The organism is Kribbella sp. NPDC048928 (assembly GCF_043197975.1).
Classification (GTDB): domain Bacteria; phylum Actinomycetota; class Actinomycetes; order Propionibacteriales; family Kribbellaceae; genus Kribbella.
Genome location: NZ_JBICUC010000007.1, coordinates 192,647 through 219,530 on the forward strand (window position 1 = coordinate 192,647; position 26,884 = coordinate 219,530).

Annotated in this window: 20 protein-coding genes; 11 read left to right on the forward strand and 9 right to left on the reverse strand. The window is 69.5% G+C overall.

What is annotated here, in order from left to right; genetic code table 11:
- Nucleotides 1-57: 57 nt before the first annotated feature.
- On the reverse strand, nucleotides 58-1,743 hold the full coding sequence (locus ACGFI6_RS29115; protein WP_393124074.1) for a DUF2207 domain-containing protein: 1,686 nt from the start codon (nucleotides 1,741-1,743) through the stop codon (nucleotides 58-60).
- Between the two features lie 492 nt (nucleotides 1,744-2,235).
- Between ACGFI6_RS29115 and ACGFI6_RS29120 the strand changes: the two genes are divergently transcribed.
- On the forward strand, nucleotides 2,236-3,219 hold the full coding sequence (locus ACGFI6_RS29120) for a neutral zinc metallopeptidase (protein WP_393124076.1): 984 nt from the start codon (nucleotides 2,236-2,238) through the stop codon (nucleotides 3,217-3,219).
- Nucleotides 3,220-5,367: 2,148 nt separating this feature from the next.
- Nucleotides 5,368-6,393 carry a neutral zinc metallopeptidase gene (locus ACGFI6_RS29125; RefSeq protein ID WP_393124078.1) on the forward strand — a complete coding sequence of 342 codons (1,026 nt, stop codon included), beginning with the start codon at nucleotides 5,368-5,370 and terminating at the stop codon, nucleotides 6,391-6,393.
- A gap of 381 nt (nucleotides 6,394-6,774) precedes the next feature.
- On the opposite strand, the gene ACGFI6_RS29130 is transcribed toward ACGFI6_RS29125, so the two are convergent.
- The gene (locus ACGFI6_RS29130) at nucleotides 6,775-8,484 is read right to left on the reverse strand and encodes a DUF2207 domain-containing protein (protein ID WP_393124080.1); all 1,710 of its coding nucleotides are present in this window, start codon (nucleotides 8,482-8,484) and stop codon (nucleotides 6,775-6,777) included.
- Between the two features lie 78 nt (nucleotides 8,485-8,562).
- Between ACGFI6_RS29130 and ACGFI6_RS29135 the strand changes: the two genes are divergently transcribed.
- From ACGFI6_RS29135 to ACGFI6_RS29150, 4 genes are all read left to right on the forward strand, one after another.
- Nucleotides 8,563-9,681: a neutral zinc metallopeptidase gene (locus ACGFI6_RS29135; protein WP_393124082.1), complete on the forward strand. Its 1,119-nt coding sequence runs from the start codon at nucleotides 8,563-8,565 to the stop codon at nucleotides 9,679-9,681.
- A gap of 10 nt (nucleotides 9,682-9,691) precedes the next feature.
- Entirely contained in the window at nucleotides 9,692-11,533 is a 1,842-nt protein-coding gene (locus ACGFI6_RS29140) for a protein kinase (protein ID WP_393124084.1), read from the forward strand.
- A 3-nt stretch (nucleotides 11,534-11,536) separates the two neighbouring features.
- Nucleotides 11,537-12,310, forward strand: a complete 774-nt coding sequence (locus ACGFI6_RS29145) for a hypothetical protein (RefSeq protein ID WP_393124086.1) — start codon at nucleotides 11,537-11,539, stop codon at nucleotides 12,308-12,310.
- 107 nt (nucleotides 12,311-12,417) lie between these two features.
- Nucleotides 12,418-13,146 carry an alpha/beta fold hydrolase gene (locus ACGFI6_RS29150; protein WP_393124088.1) on the forward strand — a complete coding sequence of 243 codons (729 nt, stop codon included), beginning with the start codon at nucleotides 12,418-12,420 and terminating at the stop codon, nucleotides 13,144-13,146.
- Here the strand turns inward: ACGFI6_RS29150 and ACGFI6_RS29155 are convergent.
- Entirely contained in the window at nucleotides 13,116-14,039 is a 924-nt protein-coding gene (locus ACGFI6_RS29155; protein WP_393124089.1) for an AraC family transcriptional regulator, read from the reverse strand. The genes ACGFI6_RS29150 and ACGFI6_RS29155 overlap by 31 nt on opposite strands.
- 83 nt (nucleotides 14,040-14,122) lie before the next feature.
- Here ACGFI6_RS29155 and ACGFI6_RS29160 point away from each other — a divergent pair, with 83 nt between their 5' ends.
- The 4 genes from ACGFI6_RS29160 to ACGFI6_RS29175 all read left to right on the forward strand — a co-directional run bounded on the left by ACGFI6_RS29160 (nucleotide 14,123) and on the right by ACGFI6_RS29175 (nucleotide 20,895).
- On the forward strand, nucleotides 14,123-14,920 hold the full coding sequence (locus ACGFI6_RS29160; protein ID WP_393124091.1) for an NAD(P)H-binding protein: 798 nt from the start codon (nucleotides 14,123-14,125) through the stop codon (nucleotides 14,918-14,920).
- Nucleotides 14,921-14,996: 76 nt separating this feature from the next.
- Nucleotides 14,997-18,926: a Pls/PosA family non-ribosomal peptide synthetase gene (locus ACGFI6_RS29165; protein ID WP_393124093.1), complete on the forward strand. Its 3,930-nt coding sequence runs from the start codon at nucleotides 14,997-14,999 to the stop codon at nucleotides 18,924-18,926.
- Nucleotides 18,926-20,224 (forward strand): M1 family metallopeptidase, encoded by a 1,299-nt coding sequence (locus tag ACGFI6_RS29170; protein ID WP_393124095.1) that lies wholly within the window; start codon nucleotides 18,926-18,928, stop codon nucleotides 20,222-20,224. The genes ACGFI6_RS29165 and ACGFI6_RS29170 overlap by 1 nt, the downstream gene beginning before the upstream one ends.
- Before the next feature lie 5 nt (nucleotides 20,225-20,229).
- Nucleotides 20,230-20,895, forward strand: coding sequence for a hypothetical protein (locus ACGFI6_RS29175; RefSeq protein WP_393124097.1), 666 nt, complete (start codon nucleotides 20,230-20,232; stop codon nucleotides 20,893-20,895).
- Between the two features lie 6 nt (nucleotides 20,896-20,901).
- On the opposite strand, the gene ispF is transcribed toward ACGFI6_RS29175, so the two are convergent.
- The 3 genes from ispF to ACGFI6_RS29190 form a co-directional block, all read right to left on the reverse strand.
- Nucleotides 20,902-21,372 carry a 2-C-methyl-D-erythritol 2,4-cyclodiphosphate synthase gene (ispF, locus tag ACGFI6_RS29180; RefSeq protein ID WP_393124099.1) on the reverse strand — a complete coding sequence of 157 codons (471 nt, stop codon included), beginning with the start codon at nucleotides 21,370-21,372 and terminating at the stop codon, nucleotides 20,902-20,904.
- Nucleotides 21,369-22,067 (reverse strand): 2-C-methyl-D-erythritol 4-phosphate cytidylyltransferase, encoded by a 699-nt coding sequence (gene ispD, locus ACGFI6_RS29185; RefSeq protein ID WP_393124101.1) that lies wholly within the window; start codon nucleotides 22,065-22,067, stop codon nucleotides 21,369-21,371. The genes ispF and ispD overlap by 4 nt, the downstream gene beginning before the upstream one ends.
- A gap of 201 nt (nucleotides 22,068-22,268) precedes the next feature.
- Nucleotides 22,269-22,754 carry a CarD family transcriptional regulator gene (locus ACGFI6_RS29190; RefSeq protein WP_130446326.1) on the reverse strand — a complete coding sequence of 162 codons (486 nt, stop codon included), beginning with the start codon at nucleotides 22,752-22,754 and terminating at the stop codon, nucleotides 22,269-22,271.
- A gap of 287 nt (nucleotides 22,755-23,041) precedes the next feature.
- On the opposite strand from ACGFI6_RS29190, the gene ACGFI6_RS29195 reads away from it, so the two are divergent.
- Nucleotides 23,042-23,698, forward strand: coding sequence for a hypothetical protein (locus ACGFI6_RS29195; RefSeq protein ID WP_393124104.1), 657 nt, complete (start codon nucleotides 23,042-23,044; stop codon nucleotides 23,696-23,698).
- A gap of 88 nt (nucleotides 23,699-23,786) precedes the next feature.
- On the opposite strand, the gene ACGFI6_RS29200 is transcribed toward ACGFI6_RS29195, so the two are convergent.
- From ACGFI6_RS29200 to ACGFI6_RS29210, 3 genes are all read right to left on the reverse strand, one after another.
- Nucleotides 23,787-24,815 carry an iron-siderophore ABC transporter substrate-binding protein gene (locus ACGFI6_RS29200; RefSeq protein ID WP_393124106.1) on the reverse strand — a complete coding sequence of 343 codons (1,029 nt, stop codon included), beginning with the start codon at nucleotides 24,813-24,815 and terminating at the stop codon, nucleotides 23,787-23,789.
- Nucleotides 24,816-24,895: 80 nt separating this feature from the next.
- Entirely contained in the window at nucleotides 24,896-25,573 is a 678-nt protein-coding gene (locus ACGFI6_RS29205; RefSeq protein WP_141858161.1) for a response regulator transcription factor, read from the reverse strand.
- Nucleotides 25,570-26,787: a sensor histidine kinase gene (locus ACGFI6_RS29210; protein ID WP_393124108.1), complete on the reverse strand. Its 1,218-nt coding sequence runs from the start codon at nucleotides 26,785-26,787 to the stop codon at nucleotides 25,570-25,572. Before ACGFI6_RS29210 ends, ACGFI6_RS29205 begins: the two co-directional genes overlap by 4 nt.
- Nucleotides 26,788-26,884 lie beyond the last annotated feature (97 nt).

A 26,884-nucleotide genomic window follows, 5' to 3' on the forward strand; every position in this document is an offset into this window, starting at 1 on the left:
CAGAAACGACAGAGCCCGTCACGCCGGGGCGGCGTGACGGGCTCTGTTCTGTACTGACTAGCGGGCGAACAGTGCGCCCGTCAGGTTGGTGGTGAGGTTGCGGAGCGAGTCCGGCAGGTACTGCAGGTGCCAGCCGCTCGGACCGCGGTACCAGGGGAAGCCCTCGTCCGCCTCGTCCGGTGTGGTGTCGGTCGCGACCAGTGCGTCGATCCAGCGTTCCGAGCCGCCCAGTACGACTGCGTACGGCAGGGCGCGCGAGCAGAGCTCGGCGTGCTGGTCGGTCGGCAGCTCGCTGACGTCCATCTCCAGCAGCTCACCGCGGATCGCGGCGACCTGCCCGAGCACGCGGCCGGCGGCCGGGGCCTTGGCCGGCATGTAGCGGCCGACCACGAGCAGGCCGACACCGACGGCGGTGATCGCCAGACCGAGCAGACCCCAGGTCGACAGCAGCGCCAGCAGGACGGTCGCGATTACACCGACCACGGTGGTCGCGATCCCGATCGTTGCCCACAGCGACCGGGTCCGGTCCGGGCGCTCGGTGAACCAGCCGCGCTTCACGACACCGTCGTACAGGGCGTCCTGGACCTGGGCGAGGTTCTCGCGGACCTGCTTGCCGAGCTCGGAGACCAGCACCGAGTCGGCGTCGCCGAAGATCGCGCGGATCAGTACGTTCTCGTAGCGCTGCAGCTCCTCCGACGGCGCGTTCGAGACCCGGCGCAGCTCCCAGTCCGGTCGCGCGAACTCGGTGCTGTGGTCGAGCTCAGTGATCGTGATGTGGCCACGGACGGCCAGATCGATGATCGTCGCGGTCACGTCGACCGGGTCGATCCGCTCGTCGATCAGCGTGCCGACCTCACCAGGGCGCAGGTCGGACGGCGGCGTGAAGTCGATCCGCGCGTCCGTACCGAGGCTGAACAGCGAGGCCGGTACGACGCGCCGCGGGTCGACCTGGTCGCGGCCGCGCAGCCGGTACAGGGCGAACAGGGCGCCGGCGCCGAGCAGCAGCACCAGCAGCGCGGTGATCAGCTGCGCGGTGTCGGTGGAGAAGGCGCGCTTGAAGGTGTGCCGGTACTCGACGATCGAGTTCGCCGCGATCTGGTCCTTCGGGAAGCCGACCACCATCTTGACCGTGTTGCCGGGCGGCAGGTCCGACTGCACGAAGGTCGGGCCGGCGGTCTCGCCGATCTGCGCCATCGTGCACGGGACGTTGCTGTTCAGCGGGCCGGCGAAGCAGGCGACGTGCGAGACGTCCGGGACGCTGAAGACCGAGTTCACGTTCTGGATCGGGAGGCTGATCCCGGTCAGCGGCGAGAACTGCAGCTCGGTGCCGTCCAGGGTCTTCGCGACCGCACCCTTGACCGTGTACGAGAACTCCAGCTGCGTGGTGGCGCTGGTGACGTCCGGGACGGCGATCGACGTGACGTCGCCGTCGGTCTTCACCTCGGTCTTCTTCTCCTGGCCACCTGCCTTCACCTGCAGGTCGCCGATCTCCTGCACGTGGTCGATGTCGTCTGGCAGGTGTTCGCGGGTCACGACGAACCGGGTGAAGGTCCCGTTCACGTTGCTCAGCTTCCAGGTCTCCGCGACCCGGAGCAGGCCGTCACGTTCCACCCGGACCTGGCTGTCGTAGTTGGTGACCACCGGGTCGGCGGTCGCACTGCTTCCGGCGGCGTCCGCGGGCACAGCGGACAGGCCGAGCAGGCCGAGGGCACACAGGGATAGCCCGAGGAGACGTAGACGCATCGCCCAATCACACCGTAGAGAGAGGGTCAGGTTGACACCGCGCACCCTAGCGTCTGGCGGGTGTCAGGCAACCAACCGGCTCCCGGACCGGCGGGAAAGTTGAGCCCGCACTCCGGTAGCGTCACGGACGTGTCAGGCAACCAATGGGGACCACCGCCCGGTCAGCAGTACCCACCGCAGCAGCCACCTCAGCAGCCACAACCGCCGTGGCAGCAAGGACCCGGGTACGGCGGCACGCCACCGCCTGGGCGCCCGCCACAGGGACCTCCGTACCAAGGGGGACCGCCGCAAGGACCGCCGTACCAAGGGCCTCCGCAAGGACCGCCTCAGGGACCTCCGCAGGGGCCGCCGTTTCAGGGGCCTGGACCTGGTTTCCCTGGGCAACCGTTCCAGGGGCAGCAGCAGTTCGGCTGGGGCAGTCCGCCTGGTGGACCGCAGCCGCCGAAGAAGAAGGGCCGCGGCCCGCTGATCGCCGTACTCACGCTGCTCGGCGTGCTGGTCGTCGGTGTCGTCGCGCTGAAGACCGTCTCCTTCGTACTGAAGCACAACGACAGTACGACGACGAGCAGCCCGAGCATCCCGACGGCCACCACGACCTCGACCGAGCCGACCGAGCCGACCGTGGCCCCGTCGACCCAGAACGTGCCGACGGCCACCCAGCCCACCACGACCCGGCCGACCACGCAGCCGCCGCGGCCGACGACGAGCCGGTCGACCACGACCAGCAAGCCGACGACCAACCCCGGTCCCAGCGACAGCGACCTCGTGCTGAAGAACAGCCTGTACCTCAAGGGCGGGGCGATGGCATCGGTGCGTTGCAAGGAGTCGAAGTCGCGGCCGAGCACCGCGGCCGGCGCCAGGGCGAACTACAAGAACCTGCTCGCCTGCCTGAACAAGGCGTGGGCGCCGATCATCACCAAGGCCGGCGGGCGATTCCGGGCGCCGCGCCTGATCGCGTGGAGCGGTTCGGTGACGTCGCCGTGCGGTACGTACCAGGACTCCTACACGCCGTTCACCTGCAGCACGAACGACACGATCTACATGAACATGACCGAGGACCTCGGTAACTACAACCGCTACTCGCAGAGCTACCAGAAGATCTGGGCGCGGATGTGGATGCTGCACCAGTTCGCGCACGAGTACGGGCACCATGTGCAGATCAACATGGGCATCTTCCAGGCGTACGCGCGGATCCGCTACGAGCGTCCGACCGAGGCGATGGAACTGCAGGACAGCCGCCGGCTGGAGCTGCAGGCGTCCTGCTTCTCGGACATCTTCATCGGCGCGAACCGGAGCACGTACCCGGTGACCGGCGAGGCGCAGCACCAGTGGCGCTGGCTGATCGGTCACGTCACGGACCTCAAGAACGACCACGGCGACGCGAACAACCACCAGTACTGGGCACTGCGCGGCTACAACTCCCGCAACCCCAAAGTCTGCAACACCTTCGCCGCCTCGGCCGCCAAGGTCCAGTGATCAGGCGACAGACCTCACGCGAAACCATCAGACACCCCCTTGGCTAGCCTGGTGGGTCCGGATCGCGGAGTATGTCCGGGGGGAGGCGGCCTAAGGCACCCCACCAACCAGCTACACCCAGCAGGGTCGTGAGGAGCATCGATGTCGGACAACTGGAACCAGCCCCCGGGGAGCGACCCGGCTGAAGATCAGCCGAACCCCCCACAGGAGCCCGGTCCCGGCCAAAACCGCCCACCCCAGAACAACCCGAACCAGACCGGCTCTGATCAAGGCGGTCCCGGCCAGGGCGGTCCCGGGGGTCAGGGTGGTTCCGGCGAGGGCGGCCGGGGGCAGGGTGGTTCCGGCCAGCGCGGCTCAGGCCAGGGCGGTGCCGGCCAGGGCGGTGCCGGCCAGGGTCGGCCGGGCGAGAGCTGGTTCAGTCAGGGCAGCTCTGGTGACAGTGGTGCCGCCCAGGGAGGTACTGGGCACGGCGCACCTGGCCAGGGCGGACCTGGTGGTCCGGGTGGACGCGATGGTCAGGGCGGACCCGGCGGTCAGGGCGGACCCGGTGGAACTGGTGGCCCGGGTGGGACTGGCGGTCAGGCGCCGGGTGGGTGGTTCGGCTCGCGGGACAACGAGGCAGGTCCACGCGGTCCCGGCGATGCACAGCCAGGTCCCGGCGAAGGACAGTCCTCCAGCTGGTGGTCCGGCGACACCGACGCCAAGCGCGAGTTCCAGAACCCCGACCAGCCCGAAAACCCCGCAAACAACTGGTTCGACGGCGGCTGGGACCCCACCCGCCGAGAACACCCCGACCAACCCGTCCCACCCGACTCCACCAGCGGCCGCAACCCCGCCACCCCAGGACCCGCCCGGCCCGGCTCCGGCCCGTCCGGCTCCGGTTGGTCCGGCCCCAGCCAGTCCGGCCCGGGTCAGTCCGGCCCGAGTCAGTCCGGCCCGAGTCAGTCCGGCCCGAGTCAGTCCGGCCCGAGTCAGTCCGGCCCGAGTCAGTCCGGCCCGGGTCAGTCCGGCCCCGGGCAAGCAGGCCCCGGGCAGTCCGGACCGAGTCAGCAACGCGGCGGTCAGTCGGGCGCAGGTTGGTCCGGCCCGAACCAGCCCGGTCCCGGCTCCCCCGGCCCGTGGCAACCCGACCCGAACCAGCAGACCTCCAACCAGCCCCACTCGAACCAACCTGGCTCGAACCAACAACCTGGCTCGAACCAGCCTGGGCCCAACCAGTCGAACGCCTGGCAGCCCGACCCCAACCAGTCCGCCCAATGGCAACCCGGCAACAACCAGCCGGACCAATGGCAGCCCTCCGGCAACCAGCCGAGCCAGGGACAACCCGGCAGCAACCAGCCTGGCCACGGACAACCGAGCACCAACCAGCCACGACCAGGTCAACCCGACGCATGGCAGTCCGGCCCAGCTCAGTTCGGCCCCGGTCAGTCAGGTGCTGGGCGGGCCGGCGGCGGTCAGTCGGGTGCTGGGCAGTCGCCTGCGAATCAGCAGGAATGGCAGGCCAACCCTGCTCAGCAGTCCAACCCGGACTGGTCTCCGTCGACCCCGTCGTGGTCACAGTCCGACTCACCGCAGTCCGGCTCAAGCCAGCCAGGTCCCGAGCACTCCGCCTCTGGGCAGTCCGGTGCTGGGGAGTCCGGTTGGGGTGGGCAGTCGTGGAGTTTGCAGGGTGGCGATGAGGCGGAGCGTGGGAGTGGCTCGGGGCAGGGTGATGCTGTAGGTGGTTCGCAGGCGCACGGCGGTTGGCCGGCCGGCCAGTCGGAGTCGAGCGCCTGGCAGGCCTCGCCCGGGCAGCAGGCACCACGTGAGCAGTCCGGTCCGCACTCCGAAGGCTCCTACCTCTGGGGCCCGCAGGGCGACCAGAACCAGCAACCCCAGAACACCCCAGGACAACAGCACTCCCAGAACGTCCCGGGACAGCAGCAGCCGCAGAACGGCCCAGGACAACAGCAGCCGCAGAACGGGCCAGGACAGCAGCAGGCTCAGAACAGCTCAGGACACCAGCAGCCTCAGCCCGGTCAGGGTGGGGTGGCTTCGCCTTGGAGCCAAGCGCTTCAGGGGCAGGGCCAGGGGCAGCAGGCACAGGGCCAGCAGGGGGTCGGGCGGCATTCGGCGCCTCAGGGTGGGCAGCCGGGGCAGATTGGGCCGATGGGGCAGCCGGTGCAGCAGGCACCGACTTGGCAGTACCCGCCGATCCCGATCCCGCAGCCGCCGGGCGGTCGCCGTCGCCGCAAGAAGAAGCTGCGGCTGACCCGCCCGCTGCTGATCGGCCTGGTCGCGCTCGCCGTACTGGTGCTCGGCACCGGCATCACGCTGATCGTCCGCAACCTCGGTGGCGGCGACGCGGAAGCGAAGCAGACCCCGACGACGGCCCCGGCATCGGAGTCCCCGTCGCCGTCGTCCTCGCCGTCGCAGAGCCCGTCGACGTCCCCGACACCGACCGGTCCGCGAGGCCCGACGGTCGACGAGGTCGTGAAGGGCAGCCGGCTCTACTCGATCGGCCCGGTCGCGGCGTCGAAGTGCGTGGAGCCGCCGTTCGCCCCGGTCACGCTCGCGGCCGCGCAGCAGTACTACGCGCGCCTCCTGCCGTGCATGAACCACACGTGGTGGCTGGCGATGAAGAAGGCGAACCTTCCGTTCCGCAACCCGAAGGCGGTCGTGTACGTCGGTAAGCGCACCTCGCCGTGCGGCATGCAGCGCAGCGTGCGGGCGGCGTACTGCCCGGCGGACGAGACGATCTACCTGCCGTTCAGCGTCGACAACGCGGCGTACAAGCGGAACCCGGTGTACGCGCGGGCGATCATGCTGAACACGTTCGCCCATGAGTACGGGCACCACGTGCAGAAGCTGAGCGGGATCCTCGCCTCGTCGATGACGCGCGCGAAGTCCATGTCGCCGAACCAGCAACTGGCCGAGAGCCGCCGGCGTGAACTGCAGGCGACCTGCCTCGGCTCGGTGTACCTCGGCGCGAACGCGACGTTCCTCCCGATGAACGGCCCGCTGCTCGCGAACTGGAAGCTGCTGATCGCGCACATGGGCGACGACTACGCCCGCCCGCGGGTCCACGACCACGGCAACCGGGTCAGCAACTACCAGTGGTCGATCGCCGGCTACAACAACAAGAAGCCCGACTCCTGCAACACCTTCACAGCAGCCGACGTACGCATCAACTGACCCTCAACACCCCAGAAGCCGGTCCCTCCGAGAGGGACCGGCTTCTCTACATCCCCACCCAACACAGCCCCCACCGCATCCCCCACCGCCCACCCCAACCACGTCAGCGATTAACCCACGAACTGGTGGTTTCACGGGCTGCATGTCAGCAGCAAACCCACCAGCTCGTGGGTTGACCGCTGCGGTGGTGGGTTCGCCGTCGGTATGCGGGCCGCTAACCCACCATCTGCGCGGCTAACCTCTCGGCTGGTGGGTTTGCACCGAAACGCGGGGATGGCCGACGGGCCGGTGGGTTCGCTCGTCGGCATGCAACCCGCCAACCCACCAGCTACGCGGTCAACCGCTGAGCTGGTGGGTGTGCGGGGTGCGGGGTGCGGGGTGCTAGTTGAAGAGGCGGCGGGCTGTGGTGAGGGAGCCGCCGAAGGAGGTGACGAAGTTGCTGAGGGACTCGCCGATGTCGGAGAGGTGCCAGTTCTCGGGGCCGGAGTACCAGCCGATGCCGGCGTCCGGGTCGTCGTCGTCATCGGTGGCGGCGATCTCGAGCGCCCACTTCTCGGTCAGGCCGAGTACGGCCGCGTACGGCAGGCAGCGGGACGCGAACTCGAGCCGGTGGCTCTCCGGCAGGTCGACGGACGACTCGTTCGCCAGGTAGTGCTGCAGACCGGCCACGCGGCCCAGTACGGCGGCTCCGCGCGCGGTGCGGGCCGGTGCGATCTGGCCGACCAGTGCGAGCACCAGACCGGCCGCCATCACCGCGAGACCGACCAGTGCGAACTTGCTGACGATCGCCAGCACGATGGTCAGTACGACACCCGCACCGAGCAGCACCACACCCGCTGTCGTCCAGCGGTTCCGCACCGCGTCGGGACGGTTGTTGAACCAGCCCTGCGTGACGACGTCCGCGTACAACTGCTCGCGGACCAGGTTGAGCCGCGGCCGCAGCGCCGGGCCGAGCGCCGACACCAGGACGGAGTCGCCGTCGGCGAACACGGCGTCCAGCAGCGCCTTCTCGTACGCCAGCAGCTCCGGGCCGCCCGGGTGCAGCCGCTGCAGCTCCCAGTCCAGCTTGCCGAAGTGCGAGTCGCGCGACTGCTCCACGATCGTCAGGTAGTTGCGTACGGCAAGGTCCAGCAGTGTCGCGGTGATGTCGACGACATCGGCCGACTCGTCCACCACGGTGCCGACCTGACCCGGCCGGATACCGTCCGGCGCCGCGAACTGCGGGCCGTCGGCACCGTCGAGCACCGGACGCTCCGGTGCGCCGTGGCCGACCTTCGCGGCGTCGCGGCCGCGGAAGAACCACAGGCCGACCGCACCGAGCAGGCCGATCCCGAAGACGATCACGGCCAGCCCGCCGGTCGTGGAGTCCACCGTGAACGCGCGTCCGAGCGACCAGCGGGTCGCGTACTTCGCGTTCGGCTGCACGGTCGCCTGATCGCTCAGCCCGGTCAGGAACGTCACCCGCCCGGCCGCCGGTACGCCGTTCTGCTGGATCTCCAGCTCCGCCGACTCACCCAGCTGGGAGGTCGTACACGGCATGCTCGACCCGGTCCGGCCCGCGAAGCAGGTCACCCAGGTCGCGAACGGGATGCTGATGTTCAGCTTCGCCTGCGGTACGGAGACCGCGAAGCCCTGTACGAGCGGCCAGCTCACTTCGCGGCCGTCGACCGAGTCGGCGACCACGTTGTCCACGGTGTAGCTGTAGACGATCTTGGACTGCCCGGACACGTTCAGCGTCAGCTTCCGGCCGTCGTCGATGCTCTGGTTCTGGAAGCCCTCGGCGGGCTTCCCGTTCACCGTCGCGGAGACGTCCTTCACGTCGTAGGTACGGTCGCGCTCGGAATCGGACCGGACGCGGGTGGACAGCGTCCGGCTGAACGTCGACCCCCCGGCGGTCAGGTCGACGGTCTCCTTGACCTGCAGCTGACCGTCCTTGGTCAGGGTCGCGTCCGCGGTGTACGCCGTGATCTGGTCGTCGGCGCGCACGGCGGCCTGGGCGGCGACCGGGCTGAAGGCAACGAACAGCCCGGCGACCGGGGCGGTCAGGGAGATCAGGAGGGCAGCCGGGAGGAGGCGGCGCTTCGGTGACATGGGTCGAGAGTAGTCTCGTGCCGGTTCGTGCTGCGAACCCGACCGAACCAGACCCGCGATCACAGGGAGGCCTGCGCTGTGAGCAGCCCGTACGGCAACGGCGGCCAGCAACAGGGCCGGCCTGTCGGCCCGCCGCCTGGCGTCCTGCCGCCACCGCAGTCCGCGCCGTGGCCCCAGCAGCAGGGCCAGGCCCAGCACGGCCAAGCGCCGTACCAGGGCCAGCAGCCGCAGTGGCAGCAGCAGTACGGCAGCGGCCCGGGCCACTTCAACGGGTTCCAGCCGCCGCCCCGGCGCGGCGGCTCGTTCCGGCTGGTGCTGCTCGGCTTCTCGCTGCTCGTCCTGGTCGGTGTCGCCGCGACGATCATGGCGATCGTGCTCTGGACGGGCGGTAGCAGCGAGACCGCCTCGGGTCCGGAGGAGCCGAAGGTGACCGGTCCGTCGATCGTGCCGACGGCAACGACCAGCCCGGAGAAGGGCACCGCGGAGGACTTCCTGCTGAACGCCGAGGTGTACCAATCCGGTGCGCTGCCCGAGCAGAACTGCCCGGCGGCGAACCTCGGTACCGGCGGTCTGGCAGCGCAGAAGGTCTACTACCAGCGCCTCTTCAAGTGCCTGAACGACTCCTGGCGGCCGATCTTCCACAAGCTCGGTCAGGACAAGCCGGATCCCGGCCTGGTGGTGTTCGACAAGCCGGTTCAGACCGCGTGCGGCAACTTCGAGCCGTTGTCCGGACGAGTGCTGGCGTTCTACTGCTACGGCAACCAGATCATGTACGTCGACGTGAAGCAGATGGACCGCGCGTTCGGGCCGAAGGAGGACCTGGCGTACCTGATGACCATCGCGCACGAGTACGGCCACCACGTCCAGGGTGTCACCGGCCTGTTCTACGCGCGGGCCGTTTACCTGCAGGACCACCCCGACAAGAAGCTGGAGAGCTCCCGGCGGAACGAGCTGCAGGCCTCCTGTTTCGGCGGCGTGTTCAGCAAGGCCGTGGCGAAGTCGTACCCGCTGACGAAGCGCCTGGACGAGTTCAAGGAGCAGTCCAGCAACAGCTTCGGAGAGACGCCGGACACTCCGGAGGACGAGCGGACGCACGGGCTGGCGACCAGCCAGGGTTTCTGGATCCAGAACGGTTTCAACATCGGCGAGAACAAGGCCTGCGACACCTTCGCCGTCTCGGCGGACCTAGTGAAATGACCTGCGTGAAGTGACCGGCCGCCTGATCGGGGGCCGCTACCTACTGGGGGAACCGCTCGGCTCGGGCGGTATGGGCTCGGTCTGGCGTGCCCAGGATCAGCAACTGGACCGCGCGGTCGCGTTGAAGCGCGCGCACCCCGGTGTGGACGATCCGGACGGCCGGCGACTGCGCCGCGAGGCCCGGATCGGCGCGCGGCTGCACGATCCGCACGTGGTGACGATCTTCGACGTGGTGTCCGACGGTGACGAGCACTGGCTGGTCCTGGAGTACCTGCCGTCGCGTGGTCTCGACGAGCTGGGCAAGCTGCCGCCCGGCCAGGTCGCGCGGATCGGCGGGCAGATCGCGTCCGCGCTGGAGGCGGTGCACGCGGCCGGCATCATCCACCGGGACCTGAAGCCGGCGAACATCCTGGTGACCGCGGACGGTACGGCGAAGCTCGCGGACTTCGGGATCTCGCGCCGGCTGTGGGCCGAGGCGACGCTGACCGACAGCTCGACGATGGGTACGCCGGCGAACCTGGCACCGGAAGTGGCCAACGGCAACGAACCCACCGCCGCGTCCGACGTGTTCTCGCTCGGAGCGGTGCTCTACACCGCCCTGGAGGGGCACTCACCGTTCGGCAACGACCCGAACCCCTTGGCAGTACTGCGACGCGCAGCACACGGTGAGATCGAGCCACTGCGCCACGGTGGTGAGCTGACGCCGTTGGTCACGCGGATGCTCGCTGTCGAACCGCAGGATCGCCCGTCGGTCGCAGAGGTCGTCGAGGAGCTCGGTGGTACGTCGTCCGCACCGATGCGGCGCAGTCGCAAGCGCTGGGCGATCCCGGCAGCGGCAGCAGGTGTCGCCCTGGTCGCCGTACTGGGTGTACTGATCGGAAGGGCGGTGTCGGACTCCACCGAGCCGTCAGCCGGCGCCACGACTCCAGCCGGCCCAACGTCCGAGGCTGGCCCAACGTCCGAGGGCGGGCCGACCGGCACCACGAACACCACAGCGCCTACTGGTGCAGGCCCTGTGGGTGATCCGTTGACCGTTGACCCGTGCGCGTTGATCGACGAGGCGTCGCTGAGCAAGTTCGGCGAGACGACGCTCGAGCCGGCGTACGGGAACTTCGACCGCTGCGACGTGGTGGTGACGGGCAAGGGCGGCCGGGAGGTCGACGTCCGCGCCGAGCTGAACCTGCCCGACACCGCGACGCCGAAGGGTGACGTGCAGAAGCTCACCGGCAACCTGCGGACCGTGACCCGTGAGAAGCCCGGTGGCGACGACTGCGCGCGGGTGCTGGTGCTGTCCGACAGTACGCAGATCGAGGTGGTGGCCAAGCACACGGAGGGGTCCGGGCTGGACGTCTGCGCGATGGCGGAAGCCGTGACCCAGAAGGCGATCGGTGTCCTACGGGCAGGTCCGGTCCCGCGGCGTACAGAGCCGTTGCCGGCCAACTCGCTGGCGCAGGTGAACGCGTGCACGCTGCTGGACAACAAGGCGCTCGAGCTGATTCCCGGTGTCGACGCGTCGCACCCGGACACGTCCTTCGGCAACTGGAGCTGTGGCTGGGAGAGCACGACGAGTGATCTCACGGTCGACCTGTACTTCGACCGGGACCAGCCGCTGGACGCCTCGGACGGGCAGCCGATCACGATCGGCGGACGGTCCGCGTTCCTGTCGAACGAGAACGACGGCCCGCAGACCTGTGCGGTGGTGATCGTCTACCGGAAGTACGTCGAGTCGAACGGGCTGGACCAGGAAGAGCTGGTGGCGATGTCCGTCGCCGGCTCGGCGAAACCGGTCACGCTCTGTGGACTGGCGACCAAGCTGGCACAGGCCGCCGTCCCGAAGCTCCCGAAGGCCTGAGCGATGGACTCGATCCGCAGACTCCCCCAAGACCAGCCCAGCCTGGAAGGCGGAGTACCCGACGCGCAGCCGGGCACCATCTTCGTGCTGAGCGTCGAGGGCGGTGTCAGCGCGGATCCAGGTCCGCACCGGACGATCCTGTTCGGCAGGAACCGGTCCGAGGTCCAGGTGTCGATCGGTGAGGACGATCAGCGCGTCAGCCGCATGCACGGGTCGATCAGCTACCGCGGCGGCCAGTGGTGCGTCGCGGTGACCGGGCGGCTGCCGGTGCGGTTCCCTGGCGAGCAGACGCTGTTCGCGGGTGAGGACGCGCGGCCACTCGCTGCCGGTTACACGCCCCTGTTCGTCCAGGGCTCCAACGGCCGCGCGCACCTCCTACAGGTGTACGTGGTCGGTGAGAGCGGAACCCGTCCCGTACGGCGGCCCCGCGAACCCACGCACCCGCCCCGCACCTGGCAGCTGTCGCCGGCCGAGAAGCTGGCTCTCACCGTGGTCGGCCAGCGGTACCTGTGGCACGACCTGCACCCGCTGCCGCTGTCCTGGCGACAGGCCGCTGACCAGTTGGCGGAGCTGCAGCCCGATGGCGGCTGGACAGCCAAGCGGGTCGAGCACCTCGTCTCGAACGTACGCACGCGGCTGTCGCGCGACGGCGTACCCGGACTGACCCGCGAAGAGGTCGGCGAGCCGGTGGGCAACGCGTTGAACGACAACCTGTTCCGCGCGCTCTTGCTGAGCACCACGCTCGTGCCGCGGGACCTCGACGTACTGGACGACTGATCTCGGGAGGGGTCCCCGGCAACCCGACTTACCGTCCCGCCATGCTCACATTGCGCACCGCAGACAACTCCATCAACGTCCCCGTCTAACTACTAAGCTCTTGAGCCATGCGCGTTGACGTAGGTGGCTACCAGCTCACTGCCGACCACGCGGGGGACGGACCGCCCACCGTGGTCTTCTGCTCCGGCCTAGGAGACGGCGGCGAGGTGTGGGAGTCCACCATCGCCGCCCTCGGCCCTGGCTTCTCCACGTGGACGTACTCGCGTGCCGGCATCGGCGACAGCGACCCGCTGCCCGACAACAGCCCACAGTCCCTCGTCACGTCTGCCGATGAACTCCAGCGGCTGGTCGGTGCAGCCGGTGTAAGTACGCCGTACGTCCTCGTAGGCCACTCGATCGGTGCACTGGTCGCACTGATCCACGCGGCCCGTGCACCCGAGGGTCTTGCCGGACTGGTCCTCGTCGACGCGACCGATCTGCAACTGGATCTGGACGTTGTGGAGAAGACCCTGTTCCTGGAGGACGGCGAGCGCGACGACTGCACGACGTACGACACCCTCGCCAGCCTCCCGGTCGTGACAGCAAGCAAGCGCCGGCTGGATGTCCCGAGTGTCGTCGTGAGCAGCCGCGCCGGCGCCTGGCTCGAGCTGGACGACCCGGAACCTTGGAAGCCCTTCACCCTCCAAGAGCTCGACACCCGCTGGCAACGAGTCCACCAGCAGCTCAGCGAAACCCTCGGCGGCACCCGCCTGGTCGCCACAGTCGGCGCCCACTACGTCCAGAAAGACCAACCGGAGCTGGTAGCTCAGGCCGTACGCCAGGTGGTCGGGGACTGACTGTAGACACGCTTGAAGGCCACGCTGAACGCGAACGGGTCCTCGTAGCCGACCTTGCGGGCAATGGTGGTCACGGTCTCGGTCGTGCTCCGGAGGAGGTCGGCGGCGAGGGTCATGCGCCACATCGTGAGGTACGTGAGCGGCGGCTGACCGACCAGCTTGGCGAACCGGGCAGCGAAGGTCGCGCGGGACAGGCCGACCTCTGCAGCCAGCTCTGCGACCGACCAGCGGTGCGCTGGGTCCTCGTGGATGCACCGCAGCGCATCGCCAATCGCAGGTGCCGACAGGGCCTGGTACCAGGACGGCAGGGCGTCCGGTCCGGCGCACCACGCGCGCAATGCGAGCACCAGCACGAAGTCGAGCAGCTTCCGGAGTACGGCGTCCTGACCCGGCTCCTCACGCGCCACCTCGGTGGTTAGCAGATCCAAGGCAGGACGGGTGTTCGGTGTGGCAGACACGACGGCCACCGGCGGCAGTAGTGCGAGCAGCCGGTCGCCCACGCCGCCCCGGAGGTCGTACGCACCTCGAACCATCGTCGTGGCGCCGGGGAGCCCATCGCCGTACGTCCGCGGCGCCAGGTACTCCCGCCCTTCCACCGGGTCCCCGTCGATCGTGTACTTCCGCCCGTCGCGCACCACGTAGCTCGCCGGCGTCTCCGGATCGTCCGCAATCGAGTAGCTGCCGGCGCCCGAGATCAGTGCGATGTCGCCGGCGCCCAGCAGCCGCGGTACGCCGTCGTCCAGCCGCAGGCACGCGCTGCCGCCGAGGGTCGCGACGACCGACAGGGACGGCGCGTCGGCGTACGTCACGGACCACGGCCCGCGCGCGATCACCTGCCGGACGAGCGTCTCCCTCGCCTGTGCCCGCTGGAGTAGATCGCTCAGGACGTCCACACCAGCACACGCTAGACGATCACAAAGGCATCGGCGACTGGCGACCATGGATCGTCTACGACGACTCCGGTTGGCTGGACGTCATGAACAGCTACTTGATCCTCGGCGGCACCGGCACCACCGGCCGTCGTATCGCGGACCGTCTCCGGTCCGCCGGCCATGAGGTCCGTACGGCGGCGCGCTCCGGAGCCGACGTAGGCGTCGATCTCGACGACCCTTCGACCTGGGAATTCGGCAACGCCACCGCGGTCTACCTACTGGAACCGACGGTCCGTCCTGGCGGTCGCCTCGCCCGCTTCGCCGAGGCTGCCCTCGCCTCCGGTGTCCGGCGGCTCGTGCTGCTGTCGGCGTCCCGCGCGTCCGACCCCGCGCACCCGTTGCACGCCACCGAGCAGGTCCTGCGCAACTCGTCGGCGGAGTGGACGATCCTGCACCCCGACTGGTTCGCGCAGAACTTCAGCGAGGGCACGTGGCGTGCCGCGGTCGACACCGGCACCCTCGTCCTCCCCGCCGGCACCGGTCGCACACCTTTCATCGACGCCGACGACATCGCCGACGTCGCCACCGCCGCTCTCACCAAGGACGGCCATCACGGCCGGACGTACCAGCTGACCGGACCGGAGGCCATCACCTTCAGCGAAGCCGCCATGCACATCAGCAACGCGGGCCGTCCGGTCGAGTACGTCGCGATCGAGCCGGCCGCCTACACCGAACAGCTCATCGCCCAAGGCGTTCCGCGCGCCGGCGCCGAACTCCTCACCAGCATCCTCGTCGCGATCGCCGACGGCCACGCCGGCCAACCCACGAACGACGTACAGCACGTGCTCGGCCGTCCGGCCCGACCGTTCAAGACCTTCGCCACGGAGGCGAACTGGACGTGAACAAGCGGTTGATGGACGCACCCACGTGTTTGCTTCGAGTTATCGGAAGCGTAACTGGGCGGCGTATCATCCGCCCGTGACGTTGCGACGTGGGGAGTTGGCGACGGCCGCGCGGACGCTGGTGGATGTCCTCGAAGAGACGGCCGGCACCTACGCCGACGAGCCGGCGCTCGACGACGGCAGCGTCAGTCTCAGCTATCGCGAGCTGCTCGTGCAGACGACCAAGTTCGCCGGCCGGTTGACCGCGGCCGGGATCGGTCCGGGCGACCGCGTCGGGATCCGGATCTCGTCCGGCCACAACGACCTGTACGTGGCGATTCTCGGCACCCTGCAGGCGGGTGCTGCCTACGTACCGGTCGACGCCGACGACCCGGACGAGCGCGCCGAACTGGTCTTCGGCGAGGCCGACGTCGCGGCCACCGTCGGGGACGAGTTGGAGCTGACGCTGACCCGGCCACAGCCGGAGCCGATGGACAACGAGACCGCCAACGGCTACTTCGACTACCCGTACTCGGCACGCATGGACGCGGAGAGTGCGACGGACGCTGCGCGCGGAGGCACCGGCCCGGAGCCGACCGACGACGCGTGGATCATCTTCACCTCGGGCTCGACCGGCGTGCCGAAGGGTGTCGCGGTCACCCACCGCTCCGCCGCCGCGTTCGTCGATGCGGAGGCCCGTCTGTTCCTCCCACGCGAGCCGATCGGCCCCGACGACCGCGTGCTTGCCGGACTCTCGGTCGCGTTCGACGCGTCCTGCGAGGAGATGTGGCTGGCCTGGCGGCACGGGGCTTGCCTGGTCCCCGCACCACGCTCCCTCGTCCGTACCGGGATGGACCTTGGGCCGTGGTTGGTTGCCCAGGGCATCACCATCGTCTCGACCGTGCCGACACTGGCCGCGCTGTGGCCGGCGGACGCGCTCGACCAGGTCCGGTTGCTGATCTTCGGCGGCGAGGCCTGCCCGCCAGAGCTGGCCGAGCGGCTCGCAATCGAGGGCCGCGAGGTCTGGAACACGTACGGTCCGACCGAGGCGACCGTAGTGGCCTGCGCCGCCGAGCTGACCGGCGAGGGCCCGGTCCGGATCGGCCTCCCGCTGGACGGCTGGGACCTCGCGGTTGTAGATGCTGCAGGCAACGAAGTCGCCGACGGCGAGATCGGTGAGCTGATCATCGGCGGTGTCGGCCTGGCCCGGTACCTCGACCCGGTCAAGGACGCCGAGAAGTTCGCGCCGATGCCCACCCTCGGCTGGGAACGCGCGTACCGCAGCGGCGACCTGGTCCGCTCCGACCCGCTCGGCCTGCTGTTCCAGGGCCGCGCCGACGAGCAGGTCAAGCTCGGTGGCCGCCGGATCGAGCTCGGCGAGGTCGACGCCGCGCTGCAGGCGCTGCCCGGCGTCTCCGGCGCCGCGGCCGCCGTCCGGAACAGTGCCGCCGGCAACCAGCTCCTCGTCGGGTACGTCGTGCCGGACGACCCCGGCGCCTTCGAGAACGCCAAGGCCACCGAACGCCTCCGCGAGGCACTGCCCGCCGCACTCGTACCGCTGCTGGCGATCGTCGACACGCTGCCGACCAGAACGTCCGGGAAGGTCGACCGCAACGCGCTGCCCTGGCCGCTGCCCGGGATGGACAGCGACGGCCCGGCCGCGGAGCTCAGCGGCACCGCCGGCTGGCTGGCCGAGCGCTGGACGAAGATCCTCGGCGCCAAGGTCACCGGCGCCGACAACGACTTCTTCCTGCACGGCGGCGGCAGCCTCGCGGCGGCACAGTTGGTGTCGTCGCTGCGCGAGCGGTACCCCGAGGTCACGGTCGGCGACATCTACGAGTACCCGCGCCTCGGCGCGCTCGCCGAGCGGCTCGACGACTTCTCCCCCACCGCGCAGGAACCGGTCGAGCTCCGCGAGATCCGGCCGACGCCGAGGAGCACCCAGCTCCTGCAGACCGCACTGACCCTGATCCTGCAGACGGTGGTCGGCGTCCGCTGGCTCGTCTACCTCTTCACGCTGAACAACCTGCTCGCCGCGCTGATCGAGCCACTCCCGTGGGCGCGGACCGTGTCCTGGTGGTGGATCCTGGCCGGCTGGCTGATCCTGATCAGCCCCGCGGGCCGGATGGGGATTGCGGTCGTCGGCGCCCGGATCCTGCTGCGCGGCCTCAAGCCCGGTACGTACCCGAGAGGCGGCAACGTCCACGTACGGCTCTGGGCCGCCGAGAATCTTGCCGACGCCGCCGGTGCCGCCAACCTCGCGGGCGCGCCCTGGATCGCGTACTACGCCCGCGCGCTCGGCGCGAAGATCGGTCGCGGCGTCGACCTGCACACCCTCCCACCGGTCACCGGCCTGCTCACGATGGGCCGCGGCGCCTCGGTCGAACCCGAGGTCGACCTGTCGGGGTACTGGATCGACGGCGACCAGTTGCACGTCGGCCCGGTCGTGGTCGGCGCCGATGCGGTCGTCGGCTCCCGCAGCACGCTGCTCCCCGGCGCCGAGATCGGCCGGAGCGCCGAGATCATGGCCGGTTCCGCGGTCTCCGGCAAGGTCCCGGAGAACGAGCGCTGGTCCGGTTCGCCCGCGTCCCGGATCGGCCGCGCGCGGCACCCGTGGCCGGACCACCGTCCCGCCCGCGCTCCGTGGTGGGTGGCGGCGTACGGCGCCCAGTCCGCGGTGATGTCCTTGATCCCGGTGGCCGGTGCCGTCGCGGCCATCGGGGTGCTCGGTCGCGCCTTGCGCGGGACCCGTTCCCTGGGCGATGCGGCTCTGCACGCGCTCGGCGCGATCCCCCTGATGACACTGGTCGGTTTCGCGACCATCGCCGTACTGACGCTGATCGGCGTCCGGCTGCTCGGCATCGGGATCAAGCCCGGCCACTACCCGGTCCGCAGCCGCATCGGCTGGCAGGTCTGGGCGACCGAGCGGCTGCTCGACTCCGCGCGCACACTCCTCTTTCCCTTGTACGCGAGCCTGCTGACGCCCTGGTGGCTGCGTGCCCTCGGGGCGAAGATCGGCCGCGACGTCGAGGCCTCGACCGTGCTGCTGCTGCCGAAGATGACCACCGTCGGCGAGGGCGCGTTCCTGGCCGACGACACGATGATCGCCTCGTACGAGCTCGGCGGCGGCTGGCTGCACGTGGCCGGCGCGAAGGTCGGCAAGCGCGCGTTCCTCGGCAACTCCGGGATGACCGCGCCCGGGCGCTCGGTCCCGAAGAACGGCCTGGTCGCGGTGCTGTCCGCCGCGCCGAAGAAGTCCAAGGCCGGTACGTCGTGGCTCGGCTCCCCGCCCGTGAAGCTTCGCCGGCAGGCCGTGTCGGGCGATCAGAGCCGTACGTACAACCCGCCGTACAAGCTGAAGGTCGCGCGCGCACTGGTCGAGCTGTGCCGGTTCGTGCCGATGATGTGTACGGTCCTGATCGCCCTCGGGGTGCTGTTCGCGCTGCAGGCGCTGGACCTCTGGCTGGGTCCGTGGGCCGCCCTGCTGCTCTCCGGCGCCGTGATCCTGGCCGCCGGCGCGGTCGCGGGCGGGATGGCCACGGTCGCGAAATGGCTGATCGTCGGCCGGACCCGCGCGGTCGAGTACCCGCTGTGGAGCTCGTTCGTGTGGCGCAACGAGGTGGTCGACAGCTTCGTCGAGCTGGTCGCCGCGCCCTGGTTCGCGAACGCCGCCGCCGGTACGCCGGTGCTCAACCTCTGGCTCCGCTCACTGGGCGCGAAGATCGGCCGCGGCGTCTGGTGCGAGACGTACTGGCTGCCCGAGGCGGACCTGATCACCCTCGGCGACGGCGCCACGGTGAATCGCGGCTGCGTGCTGCAGACGCACCTTTTTCATGATCGAGTTCTCTCCATGAGCACAGTCACCTTCGGGCCCGGGGCGACCCTCGGGCCGCACGGCATCGTCCTCCCGGCGGCCACAGTGGGAGCAGGAGCTACCATCGGCCCGGTGTCTCTTGTGATGCGTGGTGAAGGTGTCCCAGCCGGTACGCGCTGGGCAGGGAACCCCATTGCTCCCTGGCAGGGCTGATGGTTGACCGGTATGTGCCGACCCATGGGAACCCTGGCTACAAGGTCGAGTCGTACGACCTCGACCTGGACTACCGGGTCAACAGCAACCGGCTGACCGGCAAGGCGACGATCACCGCGTTCGCCACCCAGCCGCTGAGCCGGTTCAGCCTGGACCTGTCCGGCCTGCGCGCGTCGAAGGTGTCGGTGAACGGCCGCCGCCCGCAGCGCTTCACGCAGCGCGGCGGCAAGCTCTACATCACCGCGAGCATCCCGGACGGCGCCGAGTTCTCGATCGACATCCAGTACAACGGCAACCCCACGCCTGAGGACAGCCCGTGGGGCGAGCTCGGCTGGGAGGAGCTCACCGAGGGTGTGATCGTCGCCAGTCAGCCGAGCGGTGCGGCCACCTGGTTCCCGTGCAACGACCATCCCGGCGACAAGGCGCACTACCGGATCGCGATCACCACGGACTCGCCGTACCAGGTGGTCGCGAACGGACGGCTGGTGTCCCGCCGGGTGAAGGCCAGCCGGACGACGTGGGTGTTCGACCAGGCAGCACCGATGGCGACGTACCTCGCGACCGTGCAGATCGGGCGGTACGAGGAGGTGGACCTGGCCGCGGCGCCGGTGCTGATCCGGGGCGTCCTACCGGCCGGGCAGCTCCGCGAGTTCCGGCACGACTTCGGGCGGCAGCAGGACATGATGAAGCTGTTCTGCCGGCAGTTCGGGCCGTACCCGTTCGGTGGGTACACGGTCGTGGTGACCGACGACGCGTTGGAGATCCCGCTCGAGGCGCAGGGCATCTCGGTGTTCGGCAGCAACCATGTGGACGGGCGTCGTGGGTCCGAACGGCTGGTCGCGCACGAGCTTGCACATCAGTGGTTCGGCAACAGCCTGACCCCGTCGAGCTGGCAGCACATCTGGCTGAACGAGGGCTTCGCCTGCTACGCCGAGTGGCTGTGGTCGGAGGAGTCCGGCGGTCTGTCCGCCGACCAACAGGTCTCCAAGGCGCACAGCCGGCTGAAGAGCCTGCCGCACGACCTGATGCTGTCGGATCCGGGTCCAGAGCTGATGTTCGACGACCGGCTCTACAAGCGCGGCGCCATCACCTTGCACGTACTGCGTAAGCACCTCGGCGACGAAGCGTTCTTCGAGCTGCTCCGCACCTGGACGAAGTCCCATCGGCACGGATCGGTCAGCACCGCGGAGTTCATCGCGCTGGCCACCGCGTTCAGCCCGGACGAAGAGGCCATGCGCCACCTGTTCGCCGCCTGGCTGGATTCGTACGAGCTACCACCACTGCCTCGGAGGCGTTGAACGGGATGCGTATCGCGCTGGAGTTCTACGGCGGCACCGCACTGGTGCTGGTGATCGTGGTCATCGCGGGCCGCCGGCTCCGGCGCCCGGGCGCACCGAAGGGTCCGACCTGGCGCAACATCGTGCTCGGCGCGATCCTGTTCGTGGTCGCCGGCGCCCTGTACACGCTGCCGCCGCACAACATCATCTTCGCGGTGCTCGCGATGCTGCTCGGCTGCGGGTTCTTCGTGATCGGCATCGCGACGCTGGGCGGCGGCAACTTCGGGTACTTCGGCGCGCTCGCGGCCGGAATGGCGGCGATCCCGTGGGTGATGACGCCGACGCCGCTGCTGCTGTCGCACGTCGGCCGCCCGATGACGTGCCACGTCCGCGGCTACCGCGGTACCGGGGTGAAGTCGTTCACTGCGGACTGCCCGGACGGACACAGCCACGACCTGAGCAGCGGCGACTACAAGCACTTCCCGAACGGTCAGGTGCAGCTGATCGTTGATCCGCGCAACGTACTGCCCGCGGAGTTCGCCGGTCCGCTGCACGTGACCACGAAGGTTGTCGCGAGCATCCTCTGCCTGCTCGGTGCCTCAGGCATCGTGGCCGCCGCCGCAGTCAGCAACCGCCGCCGACGCGGCAACGTACCTCACGTCGCAAACCCGGGCTACAGCTCAGGCCCGTAGCTGCAGTCAGTAGATGAGGGCGGTGGCTAGGGCGGCTATGCCTTCGCCTCGGCCGGTCAGGCCCAGGCCGTCGGTGGTGGTGGCACTGACCGACACCTCGGCGTCGCACGCGGCGCTCAGCGCCTTCTCTGCCTCGGCGCGGCGGGCTGCGAAACGTGGGCGGTTGGCAACGACCTGCACCGAGACGTTGCCGATCTCGAAGCCCGCAGCGCGGACCCGCCGCGCCGCCTCGGCCAGCAGCGCGGCGCCTGATGCACCAGCCCACTCCGGCTCCGACGTCCCGAAGTTGGAGCCGAGATCGCCCAACCGGGCCGCACTCAACAGCGCGTCGCAGATCGCATGCGCCGCCACATCGCCGTCCGAGTGTCCCGACGGGCCGGATGTTTCCTCGGGCCAATGGAGGCCGGCGAGCCACATCGGGCGGCCGGGCTCCAGCGGATGTACGTCGATACCGTTGCCGACGCGTGGAAGCTTCACCGCAGCCCTCTCTCCGCGAGCAGCGCCGCGGCCAGCAGCAGGTCCTGGGGCCGGGTCACCTTGAACGCATCGGGCGATCCGTCCACCGTCTGCACGGTGACGCCCATCCGCTCACACATCATCGCGTCGTCGGTCACGCCCGCATCAGCGCCCACGGCATGCGCACGCCGCAGCACGCCGGGGGCGAACCCCTGCGGCGTCTGAACGGCAACAAGCGTCGAACGGTCGGGCGTGTCGACCACCGCACCATCCGGACCGACCACCTTGATCGTGTCGGTCACCGGCACCACCGGTACGACCGCGGCGGCACCGGCACGTACCGCCGCAACCACACGCTCGATCGCGTCGACGGGCACGAACGCCCGCGCCGCGTCGTGCACCAGGATGCAGTCGATCCCGGCCTCCGGCAGCACGTCCAGCGCAGCCCGCACCGAGTCCGGGCGCTCGGCGCCGCCGGCCACCACGAGCAGCCGCGCGTCACCGACGTACGGCTCGAGTTCCTTGGTGACGGCCTCCTCGGCGCCCGGAGGCACCGCGACCACGAAACAGACGAGGTCGGCAGCGGCCGCTGCCTTCAGCCCACGCACCGCGTGGACCAGCAGCGAGTCGCCACCGACCTCTCGAAACGCCTTCGGAATCTCACCACCGAGCCGCAGCCCCAGCCCAGCCGCAGGAATCACGACCGCGCTACTCATGCAGGACTAGGTCCTGCCTGGTGATCCGGCGCCGTAGCGAGGAGGTGCTCGGTGCGGTAGCTCGGCGTGCGGGGGCGAAGGTCTCGATGCGGAGCATCGTGGCCTTCGGTCCCGTGCGGCGAGGTGCCGTGCCGAGTGCCCCGCAGTAGGCGCTGGATCACCAGGCAGGACCTTACGTCGTCGGATTGTGCTGGACGGTCTTCAGGAAGCGAGGACCTCGTCGAGGATGGCCTCGGCCTTGTCCTCGTTGGTGTGCTCGGCCAGCGCCAGCTCCGAAACCAGGATCTGGCGAGCCTTCGCCAGCATCCGCTTCTCACCGGCGGACAGGCCCCGGTCACGCTCGCGGCGCCACAGGTCGCGGACGACCTCTGCCACCTTCAGCACGTCGCCGGAATGCAGCTTCTCCAGGTTCGCCTTGTAGCGTCGCGACCAGTTGGTCGGCTCCTCCGTGTGCGGTGCACGCAGCACGTCGAAGACGCGCTCCAGGCCGGCCTGATCCACGACGTCACGCACGCCGACAAGATCGAGGTTGCACGCGGGGACCCGGACGACCAGGTCGTTCTGAGCGACGATCCTCAAGACCAGATAGGTCTTGTCCTCACCTTTGATCTGACGGGTCTCGATGTCCTCGATGACGGCCGCTCCGTGATTGGGGTAAACAACCGTCTCGCCGACTGTGAAAGTCATGTGTGAAGTGCCCCTTTCCAAGATCCATACTACCACGCGGCGGATGGTCCGGTCGGGGCGTTTGCGCTGGTCAGGGCCCACTTCTCGCCTTGACAAACGATCTGAGCCGTGCCTCGTGCGCGCGTACGCCGTTGCCCTGTGCACCACTGTGGCACCCGGTGGCGGGCATCCCGGCGTCCGGCCCGCGACGACCGAGGGCTACGCTTTGGGGCGCCGGAGGCCGCTGCCTGACGGTGTCCACAGTTGTCGCACCCAGTGTCGAAACAGCTTGCACGAGAGGGATTCCAGTGCCGATCACGTTGTCCTCACGGATCGCCCGGCGTACCGCGCTGGCGGGTGCCGCCGCCACTCTCAGTATCGCGCTGGCAGCCTGCAGCGCGAGCTTCTCCGCGCAGACCCTGCAGCCGTACCAGTCCGCCGAGGGCACGAACATCGAGTCCGGCCAGATCAAGCTCCGCAACCTGCTGGTGCTGGCCGATGCCGGAGGCAAGGGCGAACTGCACGGCGTGGTCGTCAACGACGGCGACGAGGCGGACACCCTGGTCACGATCGACCAGGCTCCTGCCGGCACCCAGGACGGCCAGGCCGGCGCCGACCAGCCCGGCAAGGTCAAGTTCACCGGGCTGACCGCTCCGGTCGACCTGGCGCCGCACTCCGCACTGCGGCTGCCGGGCGCCGGCGTCGAGGCCGCGGCCCCTGCGGCCGAGAGCTCCACGACCCCGGGCACCACGCCGAGCGTGACCCCGGTCCCGGTCGGCGTGGAGACCCCGTCGGCCCCGACCCCGGGCGCCGAGGACGGCGGCCCGGCGATCATCGTGACCGGCGCCAAGCCGGGCCAGATGGTCAACGTGACCGTCAAGTTCGGCACCGCCGCCCCGGTCACCGCCTACGTCCCGGTCCTCACCGACGACCACTACTCGCCAACGCCCGCCCCGGCCGAGTAGTCCCCAGCAACAACAGAACGGGCGGCCCCGGCGCGGGACGGCCCGTTCTGCTGCGGTACGGCGAGCCGGTGGCCACGGCTCGCCGTACTCAACTCTTGGCGGCCGATGCTGCCTTGGAGAGGCCCGGGAGGACTTTGTCGAGCACCCACGGGACGCTCAGCACGCTCACCGCGCTCATCCCGGAGATCACCTGCTGGTCCTGCATCGCGTACACCCCGCCGCTCTTGACCGCCTTCAGCGACGAGTAGACCGGGTCGGCCAGGAACTTCTGCGTCCCGATCCCGTCCACGTACGCGATCAGTACGTCGGCGTCGACGTCCGCGACCTTCTCCTTGCTGATCGTCAGCGAGAACTCCTTCTTCGCGTTGGTCTTCTCCAGCGCCTCGACCCCCGGCGCGTTCTTGAAGCCCATCTCGTTCAGGATCTGCACCCGCGGGTCGCCGGGCATGTAGACGTAGTTCTCGGCGCCGAACGACCCGACCGTGATGGTCTTGTCCTTGAACTCGGGGTGCTCGGCCGCGACCTGCTTGATCTTGTCCTGGATGCCGGTGATCAGCTTCTCCGCGTCGGCCTTCTTGCCGAGCGCCTCACCGACGAGCAGCGTCTGGTCCTGCCAGGTGGTCTGCCACGGCGCCCCCGGATAGGCCACGGTCGGCGCGATGTCGCTCAGGGTCTTGTACGTCGCCGCGTCGAACCCCTCGTACGGCGCGAGAATCACGTCCGGCTTCAGCGCCGCGATCTTCTCGAACGGGTACTTGTCGCCGGTGTCCAGCAGCGTCGTCTTCGACTTGTCGAACTTGTCCGCGTCCCACGCGGTGACACCGTCCGGGGTCGGCCCGTACGTGACCTTCGGCATCCCGACCGGGGTCTCGCCGAGGGCGTAGACCACGTCCTGCGCGTTCCAGCCGAGCGTCACGATCCGCTCCGGCTTCTTGGCGATGGTCGTCTCGCCGAACGTGTTCTTCAGCGTGACGGGGAACCCGGAAGACGCCGTACCGGCCGAACTCTCGGCGGCTTTGTCGTCGCCGCTGCCGCACGCGGCCAGCGAGGTCGTGGCGAGCAGTACGGCGCTGATGATGCTGACCGCACTGACGACCTTGGTACGGGACCAGGACATGAGTGACTCTCCTTAGCTTGCCTCAACTAAGGAGAGCCTAAGCTAACTGCGCAGGTCGTTGCGACCTGCAGCGGTGTGACTCAGGACTCGAACTTGTAGCCCAGGCCACGCACGGTGACCAGGTGCTGCGGGTTCGACGGGTCCTTCTCGAGCTTGGAACGCAGCCGCTTGACGTGCACGTCGAGGGTCTTGGTGTCGCCCACATAGTCGGCGCCCCAGATCCGGTCGATCAGCTGCCCCCGGGTGAGCACCCGTCCGGTGTTCCGCAGCAGCATCTCGAGCAGCTCGAACTCCTTCAGCGGGAGCCGGATCTCGGTCCCACCGACGGTCACCACGTGTCGCTCGACGTCCATCCGTACCGGCCCCGCCTCGAGGGTGTCCGGCAGCAGCTCGACGTCCTGACCGCGACGCAGTACGGCACGCACGCGGGCCAGCAGCTCCCGCGGGCTGTAGGGCTTGGTCACGTAGTCGTCCGCGCCCAGCTCGAGACCGACGACCTTGTCGACCTCGGTGTCCTTGGCGCTGACGATGATCACCGGGACGTTGCCCCGGCTGCGGAGCGCCCGGCAGACCTCCGTGCCGGACAGGCCCGGCAGCATCAGGTCGAGCAGGACGATGTCCGCACCGGCGCGGTCGTACTCGTCCAGCGCATCCGGCCCGGTCTCCGCGACGGCGACCTCAAAACCTTCCTTGCGCAGTACATACGACAGCGCGTCGCTGTAGCTCTCTTCGTCTTCGACGACCAGCACTCGGGTCACGAAGCTGTCTCCTTTGTGATCTGACCCACCGGGGTAGGCGGCAGGTGTGCGGCCGGCTCCTCCTGGCTGGAGGAGACGGTCTGGCCCGGCGCGGGGTCGAACCGCAACGGGAGTCTGACGGTGAAGGTCGAGCCCTGGCCCTCGACACTCCAGACCCGCACGTCGCCGCCGTGGATGGAGGCGATGTGCTTGACGATCGAGAGGCCCAGGCCGGTGCCGCCGGTCTCCCGGCTGCGAGCCCGGTCGACCCGGTAGAAGCGCTCGAAGATGCGTTCCAGGTCGCTGCTCGGGATGCCGACGCCCTGGTCGGACACGGTCACCTCGACCAGGTCGCCGATCGGGTGCGCGGCGACCGCGATCCGGGTGCCGTCCGGGCTGTAGTTGATGGCGTTCTCGACCAGGTTGCCGATCGCCATCGCCAGCTGGTCCTCGCTGCCGAGTACCTCGAGCTCCGGCTCGGTCTTCACCACGAGCTTGATGTCGCGGTCCTCGGCGTCGATCTGGCAGCGGTCCACCGCGGTCTCGATGACCGCGTTGATGTCGACCGGGCCCGGGTTCTCCAGCGGGTCGTCGCCCTGCAGCCGGGACAGCTCGATGATCTCCTTGACCAGCCGGCTCAGCCGGGACGCCTCGATCCGCATCCGGTCCGAGAAGCGCTGCACGGCCTCCGGGTCGTCGGAAGCCTCCGAGACCGCGTCGGCGAGCAGGATCAGCGCGCCGACCGGGGTCTTCAGCTCGTGGCTGACGTTGACGGTGAAGTCCCGCCGGATCGCGTCCAGGCGGCGCTCCCGGGTCCGGTCCTCGACCAGCACCAGCACCAACTGGCTGCCCAGCGGGGCGACGCGGGCACTGACGTACTGCGTGGCGCCGAGCCGGCCGCGGACGATCTCCAGCTCCTGCTGACGGATCTCGCCGTCGCGGCGGACCTGGCGGACCATCGTCAGAATGTCGTCGACGACCAGCCGCTCGCCGCGGACGATACCGAGCACGTGCGCCGGAGCGCTTGCCTGCAGCACCTGATCCTCCGGGCCCATCACGACCGCCGAGGAGCGCAGTACGGACAGCACCGTCGCGACACCGGTCGGGACGATCGGCTCCGAGGTCTCCGGGATCTTGCGCTGGGCCCGCTCCGACAGCACCATCGCGCCGAGCGAAAGCAGGGCCAGGGCCGCGCCGATGACGCCGCCCAGCACCGCAGCCAGCGTGGGGTCCACGGCATCGATGCTACGCGGGCAACCAGCAGGGAAAGACCGAATGAGCACCGGATGACCGGGACGCGTCTCAACTGTTCATCAGGCGTTCACCACTCGT

What these genes read in the sequence shown, in the direction of transcription:
- ispD (WP_393124101.1), bottom strand. Translation starts at nt 22,067, where the DNA reads ATGAGTAGCGCGGTCGTGATTCCTGCGGCTGGGCTGGGGCTGCGGCTC.
- ACGFI6_RS29160 (WP_393124091.1), top strand. Translation starts at nt 14,123, where the DNA reads ATGAACAGCTACTTGATCCTCGGCGGCACCGGCACCACCGGCCGTCGT.
- ACGFI6_RS29190 (WP_130446326.1), bottom strand. Translation starts at nt 22,754, where the DNA reads ATGACTTTCACAGTCGGCGAGACGGTTGTTTACCCCAATCACGGAGCG.
- ACGFI6_RS29130 (WP_393124080.1), bottom strand. Translation starts at nt 8,484, where the DNA reads ATGTCACCGAAGCGCCGCCTCCTCCCGGCTGCCCTCCTGATCTCCCTG.
- ACGFI6_RS29125 (WP_393124078.1), top strand. Translation starts at nt 5,368, where the DNA reads ATGGGGCAGCCGGTGCAGCAGGCACCGACTTGGCAGTACCCGCCGATC.
- ACGFI6_RS29170 (WP_393124095.1), top strand. Translation starts at nt 18,926, where the DNA reads ATGGTTGACCGGTATGTGCCGACCCATGGGAACCCTGGCTACAAGGTC.
- ACGFI6_RS29145 (WP_393124086.1), top strand. Translation starts at nt 11,537, where the DNA reads ATGGACTCGATCCGCAGACTCCCCCAAGACCAGCCCAGCCTGGAAGGC.
- ACGFI6_RS29115 (WP_393124074.1), bottom strand. Translation starts at nt 1,743, where the DNA reads ATGCGTCTACGTCTCCTCGGGCTATCCCTGTGTGCCCTCGGCCTGCTC.
- ACGFI6_RS29175 (WP_393124097.1), top strand. Translation starts at nt 20,230, where the DNA reads ATGCGTATCGCGCTGGAGTTCTACGGCGGCACCGCACTGGTGCTGGTG.
- ACGFI6_RS29150 (WP_393124088.1), top strand. Translation starts at nt 12,418, where the DNA reads ATGCGCGTTGACGTAGGTGGCTACCAGCTCACTGCCGACCACGCGGGG.
- ACGFI6_RS29200 (WP_393124106.1), bottom strand. Translation starts at nt 24,815, where the DNA reads ATGTCCTGGTCCCGTACCAAGGTCGTCAGTGCGGTCAGCATCATCAGC.